Origin of the sequence: Paenibacillus sp. 3LSP, from assembly GCF_032465655.1 — a bacterium.
In the GTDB taxonomy this organism is placed as follows: Bacteria; Bacillota; Bacilli; order Paenibacillales; family Paenibacillaceae; genus Fontibacillus; species Fontibacillus barengoltzii.
In genome coordinates this window covers 16,873-34,739 of sequence record NZ_JAWDJI010000250.1, presented here as the reverse complement: position 1 = coordinate 34,739, position 17,867 = coordinate 16,873, and the positions used below count along the sequence as shown (strand labels likewise).

Below are 17,867 nucleotides of genomic sequence, written 5' to 3'. Positions count from 1 at the left end.
AGCATGTATTAGGCACGCCGCCAGCGTTCGTCCTGAGCCAGGATCAAACTCTCCATTAAAGATGAAAGGAATCTCGAACCCGAGGGCCTCGAGGTCTTTCATCGAAAGTGTTTGACTTGCTCATTTCAAAACTGACGATTTATATCGTCTAATTAAAAATTGACGTGTTCCATTTGTTCAGTTTTCAAAGAACTTGCTTACTGTCGCCAATCACCAATCACAAGAATCAGTTTTTGTCGAACAGTTATTTATTATACTCATTTGATCGAATCATGTCAACTTCTTTTTTCGACAGCTCATAATGATTTTCTACAGCATGTCGTTCGAAGCGACAAGTAATAATTTATCACGTTGGCAACCTTTTTGCAATATGAATTTTATCCCATCTGTTATCAGGCAATTCTCATCAACAATCCTATATCATTCGTACAATCAATAATAGAAGAGAAACCTCTTTTTGCAAGGTCTCCCCTCTGCAGAAATCTGTGAATTTAACTGACGAATTGCTTTAAATGCTCGAATCACTGGGCGCCTCCCCAAAGGATTTGGTCGTTCCTGCGGCGCTCGTTTCAGTTTTTGCGGAATCACTCGTTCCACTTTTCTCGGCCTCTTCCTTCAATAACATATCGAGAACAACCTGACTTTCCTTCTGGACCGTTTGCAAAGCTTCCTCGATCGACTTCTTATTCGCTTGGACAAGCTGCAGCTCCCGGTTAAGAATCGGTTGGTATTTGGGATAAAAACTTTTAGGGATCATATCCCAGACTCGACGAGTTTCCCGATCAAGCTTCGGCTTAAGTTTGTAGAACGGCTCCAAATCGATTCCTTTATACTCCTCGGAATACCCCATACGGCTCAGCAAACTTTGACTTATCGATTTTGACTTAACTTTTGCGCATTCCTCTCCATTAACATACTTAATGAAATCCCAAGCTGCATCTGCATTTGGGGAATTGGCCCGGATAGCGAAGATGTCATTGAAGAAGATCCCCCGCGATGACTCGGGATCAGCAGGATCCACCGGTCCTGCCGCAACACCGATCTGAAACGGTTTATAGTCTTCGAGCGAGTCCTGCGCTTGCTTCAGATTACGAAGCGTACTGAAGTTCTCAACAGTCATCGCTACACGCCCATTCACAAAGAGCTGGTTCTGATAATACTCTCGCACTGTCCCAGAACTGTCCCCTTCGGAATCTGGCTTGTAGATAGCGTTGGAATCCAATGCATCCTTTGCCAGCTTATAAGCTTGCACCCATGAATCAGAATTTAACGTCAATTTCATCGTGCTTGGAGACAACATCTGCAGCCCTTGATACCCAGCGATCTCAGAGGCTAAGCTTTCCAATGAATCGCCGTATAACATTCCAAAACCGTAGACACGTGTATCTTTATCACCTTCTGTTGGAAACCGACGTGCTAGATCAAGAATCTCCTTCCAGGTCATTCCATCGTGCGGCACCTCAATCCCATATTTCGCAAACAAATCCGCATTGTAGAGAACAGCACTTGGCGAAAAAGTCGGAGATAAACCGTATAACTTGCCGTCCCCTTCCTCCTTGAGAACATCGACCATACCAGAATAGAACGTATCAAGATCATATTTATCCTGTTGGATTAGACTGTCCAACTCCATCAATTTTCCATCTTCGACGAACTTTTGGTAATCCCCATTCGATGAACTTAGAAGCACAATATCAGGCATTTCCTTGTCAACGAAATCAGAGAAAGCCTTCGCGTGATCAAAACTTTTAGTATCGGAATAATTGATAAGACTATTCATACTAACCACTTCGATTTCGACATCAGGATGCGAAATGGTATACAAATCCCCATACTCCTGATAAAAATAGCTTTCATCAGAAAACATGATTTTGAACCTAGACTTTTGTCCCTGCTCCTGCGCAGTTCCGCTTGTACAGCCCGCCATAAGTGCGCAACCCAATAATACTAGCAGCCCTTTATGTAACCAGTTTCTCCTCATCACTACCTCCAAAATATACGTTTTAATTATCTATGCGAAACAGACGTTTAGGAAAAGGAGATAGTTTCAAGTTTTGGAAAAAGGACCGAAATATTGTTGAGAGGTTTATTCTATTTTCGTTACAACGAGAACTCGCCTCTAATAAAGGTTGTTATGTAGGAATAAATGTAACGCAAGAAATGTAACCCTAATAGGTAGTAGATCTTTGCTTCCTCCGTCGCCGATTCCCCCAAACTCCCAGGATGCTGCAAGACACCAGTAAGAAGCCTGCAGCCAAGCGAAGCGCAAGATCATAATCCCCCGTAAATGCACTGAGACCTGAAGATCCTCCTACAACTCCTATGGAGAAGAAAGCATAGAACATTCCAAATGCTTTGCCCTTATGTACAGGATCGACGTTGTTGACGAGCAGTGAATTGAGAGTTGGGAACAGCAGAGCAAATCCTAATCCGTAAAACCCCATGATGGCAAACATACCAAGTTGATGATCTGTCATCGACAGTACACACAACGATACGAGAACCGTCGCTCCGCCCGCCGCACTTAATCGGAGTGGAGAAACTGTATCGAACCACCGATTACTCGGCAACACAAAGAAGCTGATGGCCACAAACCCAAATACACTAAGCATCATACCGGCGGCCTGATCAGGCAGACCAAGCGCCTCGGCTTTTAAAGGAAGGCTAAACGTCAACGCTCCCATGGCAAACATCAATGCAAATGCGCCGTAATAAGCGGTTGCAACCGATTCATTGCGCAAGGATGCTCCAAATGCGTTCCAAACATTGTCGTTCGATGCATCCTTATCGCGCGCTTCGGTTCCTCCAGCATGAAGCCTAACCATCAGAACAAGAACCCCTCCCAGCAGCAATATTACCGATGTAGCCATAAATAAACGATTCACTCCAACACTAGCCTTCATCATTCCTGCAAAGGCCGGCCCAAGAATGGCGGCAATCCCAACAGCCGCTCCAGAATGAGCCATGGAACGACCTTGATCTCGGTCAGAAGAGACATAAGAAACTAAAGTGAATGCGCTAGGCACCAGCAGCCCGCCGGCAAGACCATGCAGCATGCGAACCGTCAAAAGCGCAGAAGGCTGTCGAACCGTGGTGTACAGCAACAGAATTCCGGCTGTCGTAACCAAACCCGCGAGCAGCACTTTTTTGCCTCCGTATCGGTCGATCCAGAACCCTGCCAGCATATTCCCGATCATATTGGTCAGGGAGTACATGCCCACGGCAAGCCCGATTTGAAACGAACTCGCTCCAAGGCTCAGCGCCAGCGGCCCCATAACCGGAAGCTGGATAAACAAATCCATAAAGCTGATGAAAACCAAAAAATTTATAATCCATTTCGTTTTTGGCATATTTAGCATAGTTGGCTTATTTGGCATGTCGTTCTCCTCAACCGGTTTCTTTTTTGAAAATTATACGATATAACGCTGGCGCAAACCCCTAAGGAATCGACCGGAATGATGGCAATCTTTTGAAAGTTCGGGTTACACAAAAAAGAGGGTTGCTCCCTGCTTCCGCAAGGAACCCCCCTCAAAGATGGATTGGGTCACCCATCAATTATTGCCCCGAGTCCTCGAACGTCTCCACTGCATCCGTAGTTACACCGGACGCACCGGATTCCGCGTTGCCTTCAGAGCCCTTCTTGGCCGCTTCATCCTTCAACGCCTTGTCCAACAACGCTTGAGCCTCATCCTGCACTGTTTGCAAAGCTTCATCAATCGATTTCTTCTTCTCCTGAGCTAGCTTCATCTCTCGCTCCAGAATCGGCTGGTATTGCATATAGAAATCGTCTGGTATTTTCGCGTAGTCGCGGCTAGAACTCGAATCAAACTTCGGTTTCAGTTTATAGAAGGATTCCAGGTTGACCCCGTTAAATTCAGTAGAAATCCCCATCCGGGACAGCAATCCGTTGTTGAGCGATCGCGATTTAACTTTAGCGAATTCTTCACCATTGATAAACTTGATAAACTCCCATGCTGCATCCGCATTTGGCGAATTTGCCCGGATCGCGAAGATATCGTTAAAGTACACGGACCGTGTCGTTTGAGGATCGGCAGGATCCACCGGACCAGCAGCAACTCCCAGCTGGAAAGGCTTGTAATCTGTGATCACCTCTTGAGCTTGCTTCAGGTCTTGCAACATGTAGGTGCTTTCCACAGACATGGCCACCCTCCCCATCAAGAAAGGCCGGCTCTTATAGTACTCTTCCATCGTCCCGCCTTGGAAGCCATTTTCGTCGGGAATATAAATCGCTTTGGAGTCGATTGCATCCATCGCCAGCTTATAAGTTTGTTTCCAGGAATCCGTATTGATCGTGATCTTCATCGTGTCCGGATTCAAGAACTGCAATCCCTGAGCGGAGGCGATGTACGAAGCTAAATTCTCCATGGACATGCCGTACTGCACTCCAAACCCATAGACGCGAGTATCCTTATCCCCTTCGGTTGGGAAGCGACGCGCCAAGTCGAGAATTTCCTGCCAGGTCATCCCGTCATGCGGAAGTTCGACGCCATATTTCGCAAACAAATCGGCATTATAAAAAATCGCGTTGCCGCTAAAGGTCGGGGCCAATCCGTATAATTTGCCGCCGCCCTGCTCCTTCAGCATTTCGATGAGCGCCGGATAGATGCTCTCCGTATCATATTTATCCCGCGCGATGAACGTATCTAATTCCATGAGCTTCCCGTCGTTCACGAACTTCTCGTAGTTGCTGGAATCCAAGAGGATGACATCCGGTTGTTCCTTATCGACGAAATCCGAGAAAGCTTTCTCATAATCGATCGGCTCGCCATTTGAACTGTTGTAGATGCTGTTCGTGTTGACCACTTCGATATTCACGTTTGGATGTTTAATTGCAAACAAATCACCGTACTGCTGAAAAAAGTACTGCTCATCCCAATACATGATTTTAAAGCTGGACGTCTGCTCCTTCTCCTGTGCAGGGCGGCTGGTACAACCTGCGAACAGCATGCAGGCCAATACAATCAGCAGTCCCTTCATGAACTTCTCCCTCTTCATTACGACCTCCAAATGAATGTTTTTTAATGATGACTCTACCATAATAACGTATGCAAGTATCGATAGTTTCATATTCTGGTAAAAAAAACCGATTCTCTTAGCAGTTTTTGCTTAGAGAATCGGTCTATTGATGAGCAAGATATGATTAGCTCAGGTTCCCCGGAACGGATTTGGAGAGTCGTCCGGTTTTAACGTGTGCGGGCTGAGCCGCGGAACGGATGACCTTCATGCCTATCACCTCCTTGCTAGGGTGTACAGGAACTAAACACTCGAATAAAACTAGGCTTCAGAAGCAGAAGCCATCGCTTCCCGCTGCGCCTGCAGCCAGATTGTGCGCAAGGTCTTCTTGATCTGACGCTTCTCATAAGAGCAAGGGCGGTTCCCCGTCCGCATCCGGTACAGCGGACAATGGTTCCCTTGGCAAGCCGGGCGGAAGAAGCAAGCCTGGCATTTCTCATCCGTCTCCTCGCCGGATGTCGTCCATAGCGCCAGCTTGTCATAATCGAGATCCAGCGTACCATCCTCGTAAATCCGGCCCAGGCGGTTATTGTCCTGATTCAGAGCCACCGAGCATTTATACAACATGCCGTCCGATCCAACGATTAAGGAGTTGGGCTTCGCCGCATAACAAACCGCTCCCGTCGGCAGCAAAATGTCCGAGATAAACGAACTAACCGTAAGCCCTTCAGCGATCGCTTGCTCGTTGAAAGCCCAAATGCTGCGATCTTTCGTCCGCTCGTCGCATACGGGCAAATTGAGGTCGTTCTCCCCGCCCATGCAACCCACGGGACGGAAATAGACTTGAAATCGCGGGTCATCCCCAAATAAATCGCGCAGCACCGGAATGAACCGGGAAACCTCCTCTAAATTGCTGTTATCGAAGTTCACACGCAAATTGATTTCAAACGGACGGTCTACCTTTTTTAATGACATTAAATTGTTGACGATGGTTTGATAGGTATCCCCGCCTCCGTTCAGGCCGCGGCGGGCATTGTGCGTCTCCCCTTCACCATCCAAGGTCACCATAAACCGCTCGACATGCAGATCCAGCATCTGCTCAAATCGATCACGCGTCAAATAATATCCGTTGGTCGACATTTCCGCGCCGTATCTCGCCCCGCTCGCCTCACAGGCGGCCATGAACGAACGGGATAATCGTTCAATGACATGCGGGACGAGCAGCGGTTCTCCGCCATGCCAGCTGATCGTCAGTTGCCTCAATGTGCGGGCACGCTCAGCCATGTAGGCCTCCAGCCCCCGGATCACCTCTTCACGCATCGTTGCCCGAGGAAACGATTCATAACAATAGGTGCAGCGGAAGTTGCACGCCTCTGTCACCAGTAAAACCAGATGCATCGCATCCTGTGCATGCATGGAGTGATGCAGAAACAAGGCGCGCCGCATTTCGTCCGTATCGCCAGGGACAAGGAACCCCTGTTCAATCAACGATTCGTACAATGGAGGCGCTGGTTCAGGAACGGGTGCGGCCGGGGTCAGCCACTCCAGAACTTGATTCCGTTCGGCTGGCGAACAAGCGGCAATTGCTCCGGTATAGCTGTTATACAGCATCAGTCCGCCGTCATCGGTTTCGCTGTGCGCATTAAAGCGCGAAGGCTTCCACTGTAACGCATCGTGATTCATGTGTTCTCCATCCTTTTTATGATGATTTTAATCATGAACCCTCCGGTCCACCGCCCTATGATGAAGAAAACGCCGCTGGTTTGCCATGATTCTCGTCACTTTTTGTGATGGGGAGCCGCAAAAATGTAGTGCCCTTCCGCACGACAATAGGGGAATATTCAAGTTTTGTGTTAGCTTACATGACGTGGTATTTAACATTTTTCTAGTTGCAGAAAATTTTCAAGGGGTTTATATTACTTTATGTCAGAAAATCTATCATAATTTAAATACTAAAAGTTTAATCAAAAGAAATGAGGTTATGATGTGGAGTTTCAAACCAATCAAATTTCGTCTGGACCCTCGTTGCTGCCATTCTGGTGTTTGGTATGCAGGCTGGTTTTGCTTGTCTTGAAGCAGGATTGGTCCGAACGAAAAATTCGATAAACGTCGTGATGAAAAATCTTGCTGACATTAGTGTCGTCAGCCTCATGTTCCTCTGGATCGGGTTCCCGCTCATGTTTGGCGCTTCCTATCATGGATGGTTCGGCTCCTCCGGCTTCTTCCTGCAATCCGGTCTCGATTTCTCCGATCCTTGGCTCCTGGCGTTTATGATGTTCCAGATCGTGTTTGCCGGGACTGCAGCTACCATCGTCTCCGGTGCTGTAGCTGAACGGATGTTATTCCTTCCCTATTTAATCGTCTCTGTCTTTATCTCGATTGTCATCTACCCCGTATTTGGGCATTGGGCCTGGGGCAACCTCTTCATCCCTGATCAATCCGGTTGGCTGGGAGCGAAAGGATTTATGGATTTCGCCGGATCCACCGTGGTGCATTCGATCGGAGCCTGGGTTTCCCTCGCTGGCGTCATCCTGATCGGCCCCCGCTTGGGACGTTACAACAAGGACGGTTCGATGAATGAGATTACCGGTTCAAGCCTGCCTCTTGCCACATTAGGTGTCTTTTTACTATGGATGGGCTGGTTTGGATTCAATGCCGGCTCAACGACCATCGGTGACAGCTCGATTGCCAAGATCGCCTTAAATACGATGATCTCCGCTTCAGCCGGCGGTCTAGCTACCATCGTGCTCTCTTATCTCATACATAAACAAGCGAAGGTTGAAATTGTGCTGAACGGGATTCTGGCCGGATTGGTCGGGATTACGGCAGGCTGTAATGTCATGGGCATCAACAGTTCGGTCCTGGTGGGCTTCATCAGCGGCCTGCTCGTATTTGGAACTCAATACGTCATGGAGCGAAAGCTGAAGCTGGACGATGCTGTAGGCGCCATTCCCGTACACGGCGTTGGCGGTGTCTGGGGGACGATCGCTGTAGCCTTGTTCGCGCCCGTAGATCTTCTACAAACCGGATCCCGGTTGGAACAGCTTGGGGTTCAACTGCTTGGAGTAGGTTCCGCTTTTATCTGGTCGTTTGGACTCGGTTTTCTCGTCTTTTGGGCATTAAAGAAAACGATGGGAATACGTGTTAAAAGTGAAGACGAACTCAGCGGTCTTAATTATGCAGAGCATGGTGCCAAGATTGCATTGATGGATTCTGTAGCTGCGATGCACCAAATTTCGGCTACGCATGATCTTACGCATCAACTGCCCGAATCGGAGAGCGACGATCATGTAGAGCTTCACCGGGCTTTTAATGAAATGCTCTACTCCCTCCGGGACCTGGTTGGGATGTCCAAGGTTCAAACGAATGCCGTGCAGCGATCCGCCGGACAGGTTGCAGCTTCATCCCAAACGATTGAGCAGGAGCTTGGCGTGCACCATCGAAATGTCGAGCAGATGAACTATAGCCTGCAGTCGATCCAGAACAGCCTGGTTGAACAAGTTGTCCGGGATGAGCAGTTTTTTGCGACGATCGGAAATAGTTTGGAGATTTTTCAGAAGAACGCTTCACGTATTCAGGAGATGAGCGCCACCACAGAGGAAACGATTCGCTGGATTGAGCGGGTGATCGCTACAGATCAGGTGGAGATGGCCGATACGATGAAGCAACTCCAGACTCAGATGAGTCACATGTCCAGCTTCTCCGCAGAGCTTGGGGGAATGGTGCAGTTTCTGGCGACGATCTCGGATCAGATTAACCTGCTGGCGTTAAATGCCTCGATTGAAGCTGCTCGGTCAGATCGGGGCAGCGAAGGTTTCGCGGTTGTGGCAGCGGAGATTAAGAAGCTGGCGGACCAGACGAATCAATCGTTAGGACAGATCCGCGGTTCCATCGAAGGCAATCTGGGTTACTTGGAGCAAGCCATTACCGGTATTCAAGAGGCTGATCGTAAATTTACGACGATGTTCGGCTCGCTGGAAACGATGAATGACAAGTCGGCGAATCTGCTGAAGTTCATTCGGGAGATTGAATCGGATACGATGCACCAGATGCATACCTTTGAACACCTCTCAGAAACGGCTGAGGTCGTTCAACATGAACGGGAGGAGCAAACCTCGCACTTGGAGGAAATCGCCTCCCAACTCACAGATGTGCACACTGCTACCGAGAAGATCTATAAGCTCATCCAGCAGATCAGCCGTCATGCCATGCAGATGAACCAATCCACGAAAGGCCTGTCGCAAATGATTGAGCAATTCAAAACAGAGACGCTCAGTCCGGAAGGAAGCAAGCCGCTCTCTGCTGCTTCAGACGAGCCTCGAATTCCACCAACGGTGACTCATGTGCCGTTCATTCAATAGGCTGACAGGTAAAAAAATATCCCCGAGAAGATAACGCTGAAGCGTTAAGATCTCGGGGATTTTCTTCGGTTGGCGGCCTCTTAAGCAGTCCTCCTCAGCTATTGCCGTTCAGCAATCGGATGAATTCATCCTCATCCTCAATGACCGGGATACCGAGCTCCTGGGCTTTCGCCAGCTTGCTGCCGGCCTTCTCGCCGGCGATGACCAGATCGGTCTTCTTCGATACACTGCCGGTCACCTTGGCGCCCAGCGCCTCAAGCCGTTCGGTTGCTTCGTCCCGGCTCATCTGATGCAGCGTGCCCGTCAGCACGACCGTTTTGCCGGAGAAGAAGGAGCCCGTCACCGGTGCGGCCGACTTAACCGGAGCCTTCGGCGAAACGCCAAGGTCCAGCATTTTGCGGATGCCCGCCTGATAGAACGGATCGGAAAAGAAGTTCACAATGCTGTCGGCCACAATCCCGCCGATGTCCGGCAGAGCCGTCAGCTCTTCCGTAGTGGCGGACATTACCGCTTCCAGGCTGCCGAAATGATCGGCCAGCACCTTGGTCGTCGATTTACCGGTGTTCGGAATGCCCAACGCGAACAAGAAGGAAGCCAGATCGCGCCCTTTGCTCACCTCGATCGCCTGGAGGAGTTTGTTGGCTTTCTTTTCGCCAAAGCGCTCCAGCTTGATTAGGTCATCAAACGTCAACGTATACAGATCAGCCGGCTCCCGAAGGTTCAGCTCATCGTGCAGCTGCTCGGCGGTTTTCTCACTGAACGTCTCAATATCCATGGCGTCCCGGGAGGCAAAATGCGTAATCCGCGCCACAATTTGCGGTTTGCAGCCCAAGCGATTATTGCAGAACAAATGCGCGCCCCGCTGCTCCAGCGGCGTGCCGCAGGCCGGACAAACCTCAGGATAGATGATCTCTCCGCCTTCCGGTTCGTCAGGCACTTTGCCGAGAATTTCCGGAATGACATCGTTGGACCGACGGATGAATACGCGGGTGCCCAAAGCGTACTTCAAGTTTTTGCGTTCGATATCGCCGATGTTGTTGAGCGTACAGTTTTGGACGGTGACGCCGGCCAGCTCCACCGGTTCGACTTTGGCCAGCGGCGTGATTTTCCCGGTTCGCCCGACGTTCCAAGAGACGGACTCCAATATCGTTGTCGTCTCTTCCGCTTCAAATTTGAAAGCCACCGCCCAGCGCGGGAACTTGTCCGTATATCCCAGCACTTCGCGTGTGCGCATATCGGTGATTTTGATGACGGCCCCGTCGATGAGGTAATCGAGGGTCGGACGCTTTTCCACGATTTCATGAAGCGCTCCGATCACCTTGTCAAAGCTGGCATGGTAGGTGACATAAGGGTTCACCTTGAAACGGTTGTCCTTGAGGAAGGCCATCATTTCCCGATGATCCTGAAATTTCAGGTTGTCCGAATACCCCACATTGTAGAAAAAAGCGTTGAGCTTGCGCTCCGCCGTTGTCCGCGGGTTTAAGTTGCGCAAAGCGCCGGCAGCGGCATTCCGGGCGTTCTTCAGCGGCTCAGCCGCCGTCTCGTTATATTTGGCCAGCACCGACAAATTCATGATGCCTTCGCCTTGCACCTCGATGGTGCCATCCCGGTAAGGAATGGTCAGCGGCACGGATTTGATCGTTTTGACCTGGGGTAAGATCCCCTCACCAACGACGCCGTTCCCCCGGGTGGCAGCCTGAACGAGCTGTCCATCCGTATAGGTGAGATTGATCGTCAACCCGTCAAATTTCAGCTCGACCACGTAAGTCGGGTTCGGCAATGGCGTGGTTGGGTTTTTGCTGTTGTAGTCAGCGATCAGCTTGAGAACCCGGTTGTTCCAGTTCAGCAGCTGCTCTTCGTTTTGCGCTTTGTCCAAGCTCCACAGCGGAGCCAGATGGCGGTGTGGCTTGAAGCCCTCCAGCAGCTCGCCGCCCACGCGCCCCGTCGGCGAATCGGGCAGGGTGATCCCCGTCTCCGCCTCCAGCGCGGTCAGTTCATCATACAACTGGTCGTATTCCTTGTCGCTGATGATCGGCTCGTCCAAGGTGTAGTAATGATAGTTGTAGCGGTTCAGCTGCTCAACGAGCTGCTCCATCCTTTGCATCGCATCCATGCAGGGACAACCCTCCTTCAGTCAGGTATGTTTATGTATCAACACGGAGGAACCCGGTTGGGTTCGCTCCGTAAGTGAATCAATGGATTGAGGCGATGACATGATCACCTGGGCGGGCATAAGGGTAATTTTTACCGCTATTTACCGGAAAGGCGCTAGTCCGCGGGAAATAAGGGAAAAATATGGCGCTATCTCCAGCCAATTTCAGCAAATGTGGGCCATCAGGGCAAAATAAGAACCTAAAATGGCCCTATTTCTTGGGGAAGGCCAGGCTCGATAATGATAAGGCCATTCTTTACCCTTATTTTCTGCGAATGGCGCCAGCCTTCCCCGGACTGAGGCAAATCTATACACGGTAATTTGCCATCGGTCACTCGCCGTCGGTCACCTTCGTGATCGGAGCGAATCCGGCCAGCAGCCGCTTGACCCCCACTGGTGCGGGGAAAGCGATCTGCAGCTCCGTGTCGTTGCCGGTGCCTTTGATGGCAACGACCGTGCCCACGCCCCACTTGGCGTGGGCGACCTTGTCCCCGGCGCTGAAATCGCCGGGGGCGGTCTTGGCGGCGCCCCTGGACGCGCCGCCGCCGGTCACGGTCACGCCGCTCCGCATCGGAGCGGCGGTGCCGCGCCCGGCCGGTCCGCTAGGCGCAGCCGTGGACCGGCCCCACGAGCCGCCGGCCGCGTCCGTGGCCGGGCGGCCGAAGTTGCCGCCGCCGGCGCTGCTGAAGCCGCGGCCGCTGTAGGCGCCGCCCACGCCGGCGCCTCGGCCGTAGCGGTCGCGCGGCACGCGACCGCCGTCCTCCTTCAGTTCCTCGGGGATTTCATCGAGGAACCGGGACGGCGGATTCGCCGTCGTGCGGCCGAACAGCGTGCGCATCTGCGCGCACGAGAGGAACAGCTTCTCCTCGGCACGGGTGATGCCCACGTACGCCAGACGCCGCTCTTCCTCCAGTTCCTCGTCGTCGAGGAACGCCCGGCTATGCGGGAAGACGCCTTCCTCCATGCCGATGATGAACACGACCGGGAACTCCAAGCCCTTCGCACTGTGCATCGTCATCAGCACCACCGCGTCGTCGTTAGGTTTCTCCGCGTCACTGTTATCGTTCATGCTGTCGATATCGGCGATCAGCGCCAGATCGGTCAGGAAGGAAACCAGGGACTTGTCTTCATTATTGTTCTCGAATTCCATCGTCACGGACAGGAACTCGTCGATATTCTCCAGCCGTGAGCGGGCTTCGAGCGTATTTTCATTTTGCAGCTCCAGCCGGTATTGGGTGACTTCCAGCAGCTTCTCCGTCAGCTCCGTAACCGACAGGTAAGGAACCATCTGGTGCAACCCATGAATCATGTCAAAAAACTCAACCAACGCATTCCGCGTCCGCCCGGCAATGCCCAGATCGTCCACCACTTCCAGCACGCGGTAGATCGAAGTTCCTCGCTGCGCTGCAGCATCTGCCAGCTTCGCTACGGTTGTGTCGCCAATGCCCCGTTTAGGTACATTGATGATCCGCGTCAAGCTGATGTCATCATCCGGGTTAGACAGCACACGCAGGTAGGCAAGCAAGTCCTTAATCTCTTTGCGATCATAGAACTTAATGCCGCCCACGATCTGATACGGGATATCCGATTTGATCAGAATTTCCTCGATCACCCGGGACTGCGCGTTCGTCCGGTACAAAATCGCATGATCGCGGTAGTTACGCCCGCTTTTGACGCTATTATGAATTTCCGTTGTAACAAAATACCCCTCATCATGCTCCGAATTCGCGCGGTAAACCTTGATTTTGTCACCGTCGCCCTTATCGGTCCACAGCTTCTTCGGCTTGCGTCCGGTGTTATGTCCAATGACTTCGTTGGCCGCGTTCAGAATCGTCGACGTGGAACGGTAGTTCTGCTCCAGCAGAATCGTCTTGGCCTCAGGATAATCCTTCTCGAAATTCAGGATATTGCTGATATCCGCCCCGCGCCAACGATAGATCGACTGGTCGCTGTCGCCAACGACGCAGATGCGGTGATGCTTGTCTGCCAGCATCCGGCACAGCATATACTGCGCACGGTTCGTATCCTGGTATTCGTCGACGTGGATGTATTGGAATTTTTTCTGATAAAAATCAAGCACATCCGGAGCCGCTTTAAACAGTTCGATGGTCTTCATAATCAGGTCGTCGAAGTCCAGGGAGTTGTTTTGGCGCAGCTGTCTCTGGTATTGGGTATAGATCTTCGCTACAATACCTTCAAAATAATCGCCGATCTTCTGCTCATACTGCTGCGGCGTGATCAGTTCGTTCTTCGCTGCGCTGATGGCCGCTTGAACCGCCTTCGGCTCAAATTTCTTCGTGTCGATGTTCTGTTCTTTCATGCAGTTACGAATCACCGACAGTTGATCCGTAGAATCCAAGATGGAGAAGTTGGAGGTGAACCCGATCCGCTCAATATCCCGCCGCAAAATGCGCACGCACATCGAGTGGAACGTCGACACCCAAATGTCCCGTCCCTCCGGACCGCCTACCAACCGAGATACCCGATCCTGCATTTCACGGGCCGCTTTGTTCGTAAACGTAATCGCGAGAATCGCCCAAGGCGGGGCTTTGCGCGTTGCGATCAGGTAGGCGATGCGGTGCGTCAGCACACGCGTCTTGCCGCTGCCCGCGCCGGCCATAATCAGCAGCGGCCCTTCGGTCGCCTCGACGGCTTGTCTTTGCTGCGGATTCAGGCGGCTTACCGCCTCTTGTATGTTCACAGGTTGCATCAAACTTGCTCCTTCCTTTTATAGACACACATCTTCTTCGTCTTCGTCTTTGCGATCACTGATAACAGACTCCAGAGCCGTTATTCGTTCATTTCCCACGGATTTCCCGATGTAACGGACTCAGACGACGCTATTTCACCCCAACCGAGTCTGGAGGGGCCAGATTTGGGCAAATAAGGTCTTCTCAGTCCGTTAGCTGCGCCGGGGCTCGTTATTCCGAGCGATAAGGTCCCTGGTGTCCGTTACAAAGCTGGAGCCCCTTCCTCTCCACGCAGATGGCGACGCTGGCGTTTTCAGCTCGTCCCCTCTTCCCCGCTTGCTTCTAGCTCTCAGCTGCAGCGGAGCCCTTCACCGCCGCCACCGTCTCGAGCGCCCGCTCCAGGTTATCGTACACTGCGTTGCCGACAACCACCGTATCGCTCACGGCAGCTGCGCGGTACGCTGTTTCCGCATCCACGACCCCGCCGCCATAGAAAAGACGTGCTTGATCCAGTGTCCGCCTTACGTCCGCTACTAACTCAAAATCTCCGATCTGCCCGCTATATTCCAAATAGACAATCGGAAGCTGAAGCAAACGATCCGCCACTTGGGCGTATGACCGGGCTGACACCGGCTCCAACGGGGCCTTGGCCTTCGTTACCTCAGCGACCGTCGCCTCTGGATTGAGGACGAGATAGCCTTCCGGCACGAGCATTACCCAAGGGATCAGGTGTCCGTATTGCTCGATTGCCTTGGCATGTTGCCCAATGATCCAATCTTGATGTCCTGCGTTCAACACGATCGGAATCATATAAAGATCGAATCCCGGCACGACCGCCTCAAGATTGGAAATCTCCAACACGCAAGGAACCTCAAAACGACGCACGCGAGACAGCAGGTCCACCGTATTGTCATAGGTCACCCCGCTCGATCCGCCGATCATCACGGCATCTGTCCCCGACAGACACACCGCTTCCAGTGACCGATCGTCCAGCTGACGGTCGGGATCCAGCTTAAACACATGCCGCCAGCCAGCTATCATCTGCTTCAATTTCCATTCCTCCAACGACAAATTCAGCAGAAGGACCGCGAAAAACGGGGCATTTCGCTCCGCCCCGCTCTCTCATCCATCTGATATATGACTACTGTTCATGACTAGATTTCCAGTTCTGTTTCTAGTCTATGTTACCGGGGGTACCCTGTCAATGTTCGCGTCAGATGCGAACACAAAAAAATGCCGCAGTTCTTGCGGCTCTTAGATCTATGATGGCCCTTATCACTTTCTGGCATCTCTTTGCGGGATTATCCCTTTCGTTCAGGGAGGGGTCATTGGATCGTTGGTGTGATCTTCGAGGAATTCTAGTCGATGAGGCTCCTTCTCCACTCCCTGATGTAAAGGGATAATCGCGAGAATGAGAGCCGGGCGACCTGCAACCTCTATGAGATCCCCTTCATGATACGTTTTTTACCACGCAAATCCGTTTACTAAGGACAGCATTCCCGTGTTTTTCGCCAAATCCGCCTCCGTCAAAAAGTCGGTGTAGAAGCCGTAAGCCCCCATCCTTTTGAACTTGGCCATGGTCTTCAGGTCGTTAATCGTATGGATGTAAGAAGGCACGCCAATCCGGTTGAGCTCCTCGATCAGCTGTGCGTTCGCCCTCGTATCCGACATGGTGACGGCTGCGAGATGCTTGTCCTTCGCAAAAGCCACTACTTCCTCGTCAGTATCATGCGTTTGATATAACGTAAAAATCACCGAAGCAAACGGATAAATCGCCTGAACCGGTTCCCACATTTCGCGGTTATAGATTTGCGGCACCACCCGCTTCAAGAGCTCTGGGTCCTTCGCCTTGGCCTGATCAACGATCTGGGTAAAAATCTGTTGAATTTCTTCCGGGCTGGACTGCTTGGTATCCGTGATGATATACACATCCGGGTACTGCTCCATCAATTCCAGCACATCGTCCCAATCCAAGGGCTCGTAGACGCCTTGAATTTTTGCCGCCTTAAACTCGGCGTGGCTCATTACCTTACTTTGTTGGTCCTCCGTCAGCTCATCCTGTTCTCCCAATGATTGAGTAAACTTCTGGCTCCACTCATGGCGCCCCACCAGCTTCCCGTCGCTGCTAAGCAGGAGGTCGACTTCAAACACGCGGAACCCTTGATCATAGTTTGTGAGAAAAGCATCAGAAGTGTTCGTATACGTCAAACCTTCAATCCCACCCATGGCGTGGGCCACCATCCGATGGGCTCGAAAGTCGCCCTTCCCTGTCTTCGGTGTCTCCGGGAGCCAACTGAGCACCAACAGCACAATACCCAAGATCAGCAGGAGGTTGTTGAGAAGTTTGTTTTTCATGAGAATGTGATCCTATCTACGTTTCTAGTTTATGGACATTATAGCATATCTCACAATCTCTCAAGTGATAGAGTTCCCGGTAGATTCAGGAATACGGTTGACGAATGCACACATTTTCTTTATGGTCGTTCTATGTCAAACCCCTGTGGAGGATATTATGGAGAGAAAAACAAAACTGGAAGAGATTGAAGCGCTTCGCGGGATCGCCTTCCTGGCGGTCGTGCTGCAGCACGCCATTGCCGGCTTGTTTGTTCAACCCGACATGTCGCCGTTATCCGTCGGCTTAGGGACAACCTTTCTGGGATTGATTCGGTTCGCTGTCCCGCTCTTTGTGTTTATCACCGGCGTAGTGTTGTTTTATAATTACGACCGATCCTTTCAATATGGACGTTTCTTAAAAAGAAGAGGGCAGCAGGTCGTCCTCCCCTATCTGTTTTGGACGGTCTTCTACTATATATGGGTGAGTCTTCGCAGCGGAGATGCTATTTTCAGCAGCTGGAAAGATCTCCTACATATGCTGGAGCTGGCTCTGACGGGAAAAGCCTCGTATCACTTGTGGTTCATGGTCATGATTATCCCGTTTTATTTGCTGTTTCCCGTATTCCGGCAGCTCTTGTCCGGCAAACGACCAGCTAAGGTAAATTTGTTTGTCACTCTAGCGTTTCTGACTGCCAACTTGCTTTTGCTGGAAGCACTGAGGAAGGGTGTCTTTCAATCGGATCAACCTATCTTGCACACGCTCTATCGCTATCTAGACCGTAATTTTCTATTCTGGACGTTTTATTTTGTACTGGGTGGATTGGTCGGCTTGTATTATGAACGCTGGAAAAAGGCCGTACGCTCCCTCTGGGGCATCAGCTTGGTGCTTACTGTACTTTTCCTGATCGATATCGGCACCAAAATAGCCGCCATCAACCAAGGCGCGGCAGCTGGCGACTATTTGACTAGCGCCAACGTTACAGGGCCGCTGAAGCCGCTGATGTTGTGGGCCACGCTTGCGATGCTTCCGTTTCTTTTTTATGGGGTACAACGCCTGCTCACCCGGCCTACCAAGGCGGGACTCGCATTAAGCCTCATCGGTAAATATTCCTTTGGCGCCTATCTGGTGCATGCCTTTATTTTGCGATATACGAACCTGCTGGCATTGAATTATCTCGGCGGCTTTGGCGTATACGCTCAAATTCTGATTTCATTCATCCTGTGCGCCTGTGTCAGCATAAGCTTGTGCATCGGTTACCGAAAAATGAGAGATCGTTGGCGGAAGGTGCAAGTTGGTGCGGATCGAGGGATGGCGGGGTGAGGAGATGGAAGGATCTAAAAGCAAAACGGCCTCTT

At 51.3% G+C, this 17,867-nt stretch carries 10 protein-coding genes and 1 pseudogene; 3 read left to right on the top strand and 8 right to left on the bottom strand.

Features of this window, described 5'->3' with window-relative positions:
* Positions 1–508: 508 nt before the first annotated feature.
* The 4 genes from RW092_RS21990 to RW092_RS21975 all read right to left on the bottom strand — a co-directional run bounded on the left by RW092_RS21990 (position 509) and on the right by RW092_RS21975 (position 6,657).
* A complete protein-coding gene (locus RW092_RS21990) occupies positions 509–1,867 on the bottom strand; it encodes an extracellular solute-binding protein (protein ID WP_316011299.1) in 1,359 nt (452 codons plus the stop codon).
* 301 nt (positions 1,868–2,168) lie between these two features.
* On the bottom strand, positions 2,169–3,302 hold the full coding sequence (locus tag RW092_RS21985) for an MFS transporter (RefSeq protein ID WP_410055566.1): 1,134 nt from the start codon (positions 3,300–3,302) through the stop codon (positions 2,169–2,171).
* A 253-nt stretch (positions 3,303–3,555) separates the two neighbouring features.
* Complete coding sequence (locus RW092_RS21980; protein ID WP_232228334.1) at positions 3,556–4,998, bottom strand: ABC transporter substrate-binding protein; 1,443 nt, start codon at positions 4,996–4,998, stop codon at positions 3,556–3,558.
* 297 nt (positions 4,999–5,295) lie between these two features.
* Positions 5,296–6,657, bottom strand: a complete 1,362-nt coding sequence (locus tag RW092_RS21975; RefSeq protein ID WP_316011297.1) for a radical SAM/SPASM domain-containing protein — start codon at positions 6,655–6,657, stop codon at positions 5,296–5,298.
* Between the two features lie 335 nt (positions 6,658–6,992).
* On the opposite strand from RW092_RS21975, the pseudogene RW092_RS21970 reads away from it, so the two are divergent.
* A pseudogene (locus RW092_RS21970) lies at positions 6,993–8,156 on the top strand (ammonium transporter); the annotation flags it as partial.
* Positions 8,157–8,180: 24 nt separating this feature from the next.
* Positions 8,181–9,335, top strand: a complete 1,155-nt coding sequence (locus RW092_RS21965) for a methyl-accepting chemotaxis protein (RefSeq protein ID WP_316011300.1) — start codon at positions 8,181–8,183, stop codon at positions 9,333–9,335.
* Positions 9,336–9,429: 94 nt separating this feature from the next.
* Here RW092_RS21965 and ligA read toward each other — a convergent pair whose 3' ends face one another.
* The 4 genes from ligA to RW092_RS21945 all read right to left on the bottom strand — a co-directional run bounded on the left by ligA (position 9,430) and on the right by RW092_RS21945 (position 16,532).
* Complete coding sequence (ligA, locus tag RW092_RS21960; RefSeq protein WP_316011296.1) at positions 9,430–11,448, bottom strand: NAD-dependent DNA ligase LigA; 2,019 nt, start codon at positions 11,446–11,448, stop codon at positions 9,430–9,432.
* A gap of 370 nt (positions 11,449–11,818) precedes the next feature.
* On the bottom strand, positions 11,819–14,197 hold the full coding sequence (pcrA, locus tag RW092_RS21955; protein ID WP_316011295.1) for a DNA helicase PcrA: 2,379 nt from the start codon (positions 14,195–14,197) through the stop codon (positions 11,819–11,821).
* A 322-nt stretch (positions 14,198–14,519) separates the two neighbouring features.
* Complete coding sequence (gene pcrB / locus RW092_RS21950) at positions 14,520–15,227, bottom strand: heptaprenylglyceryl phosphate synthase (protein ID WP_316011294.1); 708 nt, start codon at positions 15,225–15,227, stop codon at positions 14,520–14,522.
* 414 nt (positions 15,228–15,641) lie between these two features.
* The gene (locus tag RW092_RS21945) at positions 15,642–16,532 is read right to left on the bottom strand and encodes a phosphatidylinositol-specific phospholipase C/glycerophosphodiester phosphodiesterase family protein (protein WP_016314066.1); all 891 of its coding nucleotides are present in this window, start codon (positions 16,530–16,532) and stop codon (positions 15,642–15,644) included.
* Between the two features lie 157 nt (positions 16,533–16,689).
* Here RW092_RS21945 and RW092_RS21940 point away from each other — a divergent pair, with 157 nt between their 5' ends.
* Positions 16,690–17,832: an acyltransferase gene (locus RW092_RS21940; protein ID WP_316011293.1), complete on the top strand. Its 1,143-nt coding sequence runs from the start codon at positions 16,690–16,692 to the stop codon at positions 17,830–17,832.
* Positions 17,833–17,867 lie beyond the last annotated feature (35 nt).

Bases quoted from the DNA above. Each gene is read 5' to 3' on its own strand.
- ligA (WP_316011296.1), bottom strand. From the start codon at position 11,448: ATGGATGCGATGCAAAGGATGGAGCAGCTCGTTGAGCAGCTGAACCGC.
- RW092_RS21990 (WP_316011299.1), bottom strand. From the start codon at position 1,867: ATGTTTTCTGATGAAAGCTATTTTTATCAGGAGTATGGGGATTTGTAT.
- RW092_RS21980 (WP_232228334.1), bottom strand. From the start codon at position 4,998: ATGAAGGGACTGCTGATTGTATTGGCCTGCATGCTGTTCGCAGGTTGT.
- RW092_RS21965 (WP_316011300.1), top strand. From the start codon at position 8,181: ATGGATTCTGTAGCTGCGATGCACCAAATTTCGGCTACGCATGATCTT.
- RW092_RS21985 (WP_410055566.1), bottom strand. From the start codon at position 3,302: ATGGATTTGTTTATCCAGCTTCCGGTTATGGGGCCGCTGGCGCTGAGC.
- pcrA (WP_316011295.1), bottom strand. From the start codon at position 14,197: ATGCAACCTGTGAACATACAAGAGGCGGTAAGCCGCCTGAATCCGCAG.
- RW092_RS21975 (WP_316011297.1), bottom strand. From the start codon at position 6,657: ATGAATCACGATGCGTTACAGTGGAAGCCTTCGCGCTTTAATGCGCAC.
- RW092_RS21940 (WP_316011293.1), top strand. From the start codon at position 16,690: ATGGAGAGAAAAACAAAACTGGAAGAGATTGAAGCGCTTCGCGGGATC.
- RW092_RS21945 (WP_016314066.1), bottom strand. From the start codon at position 16,532: ATGAAAAACAAACTTCTCAACAACCTCCTGCTGATCTTGGGTATTGTG.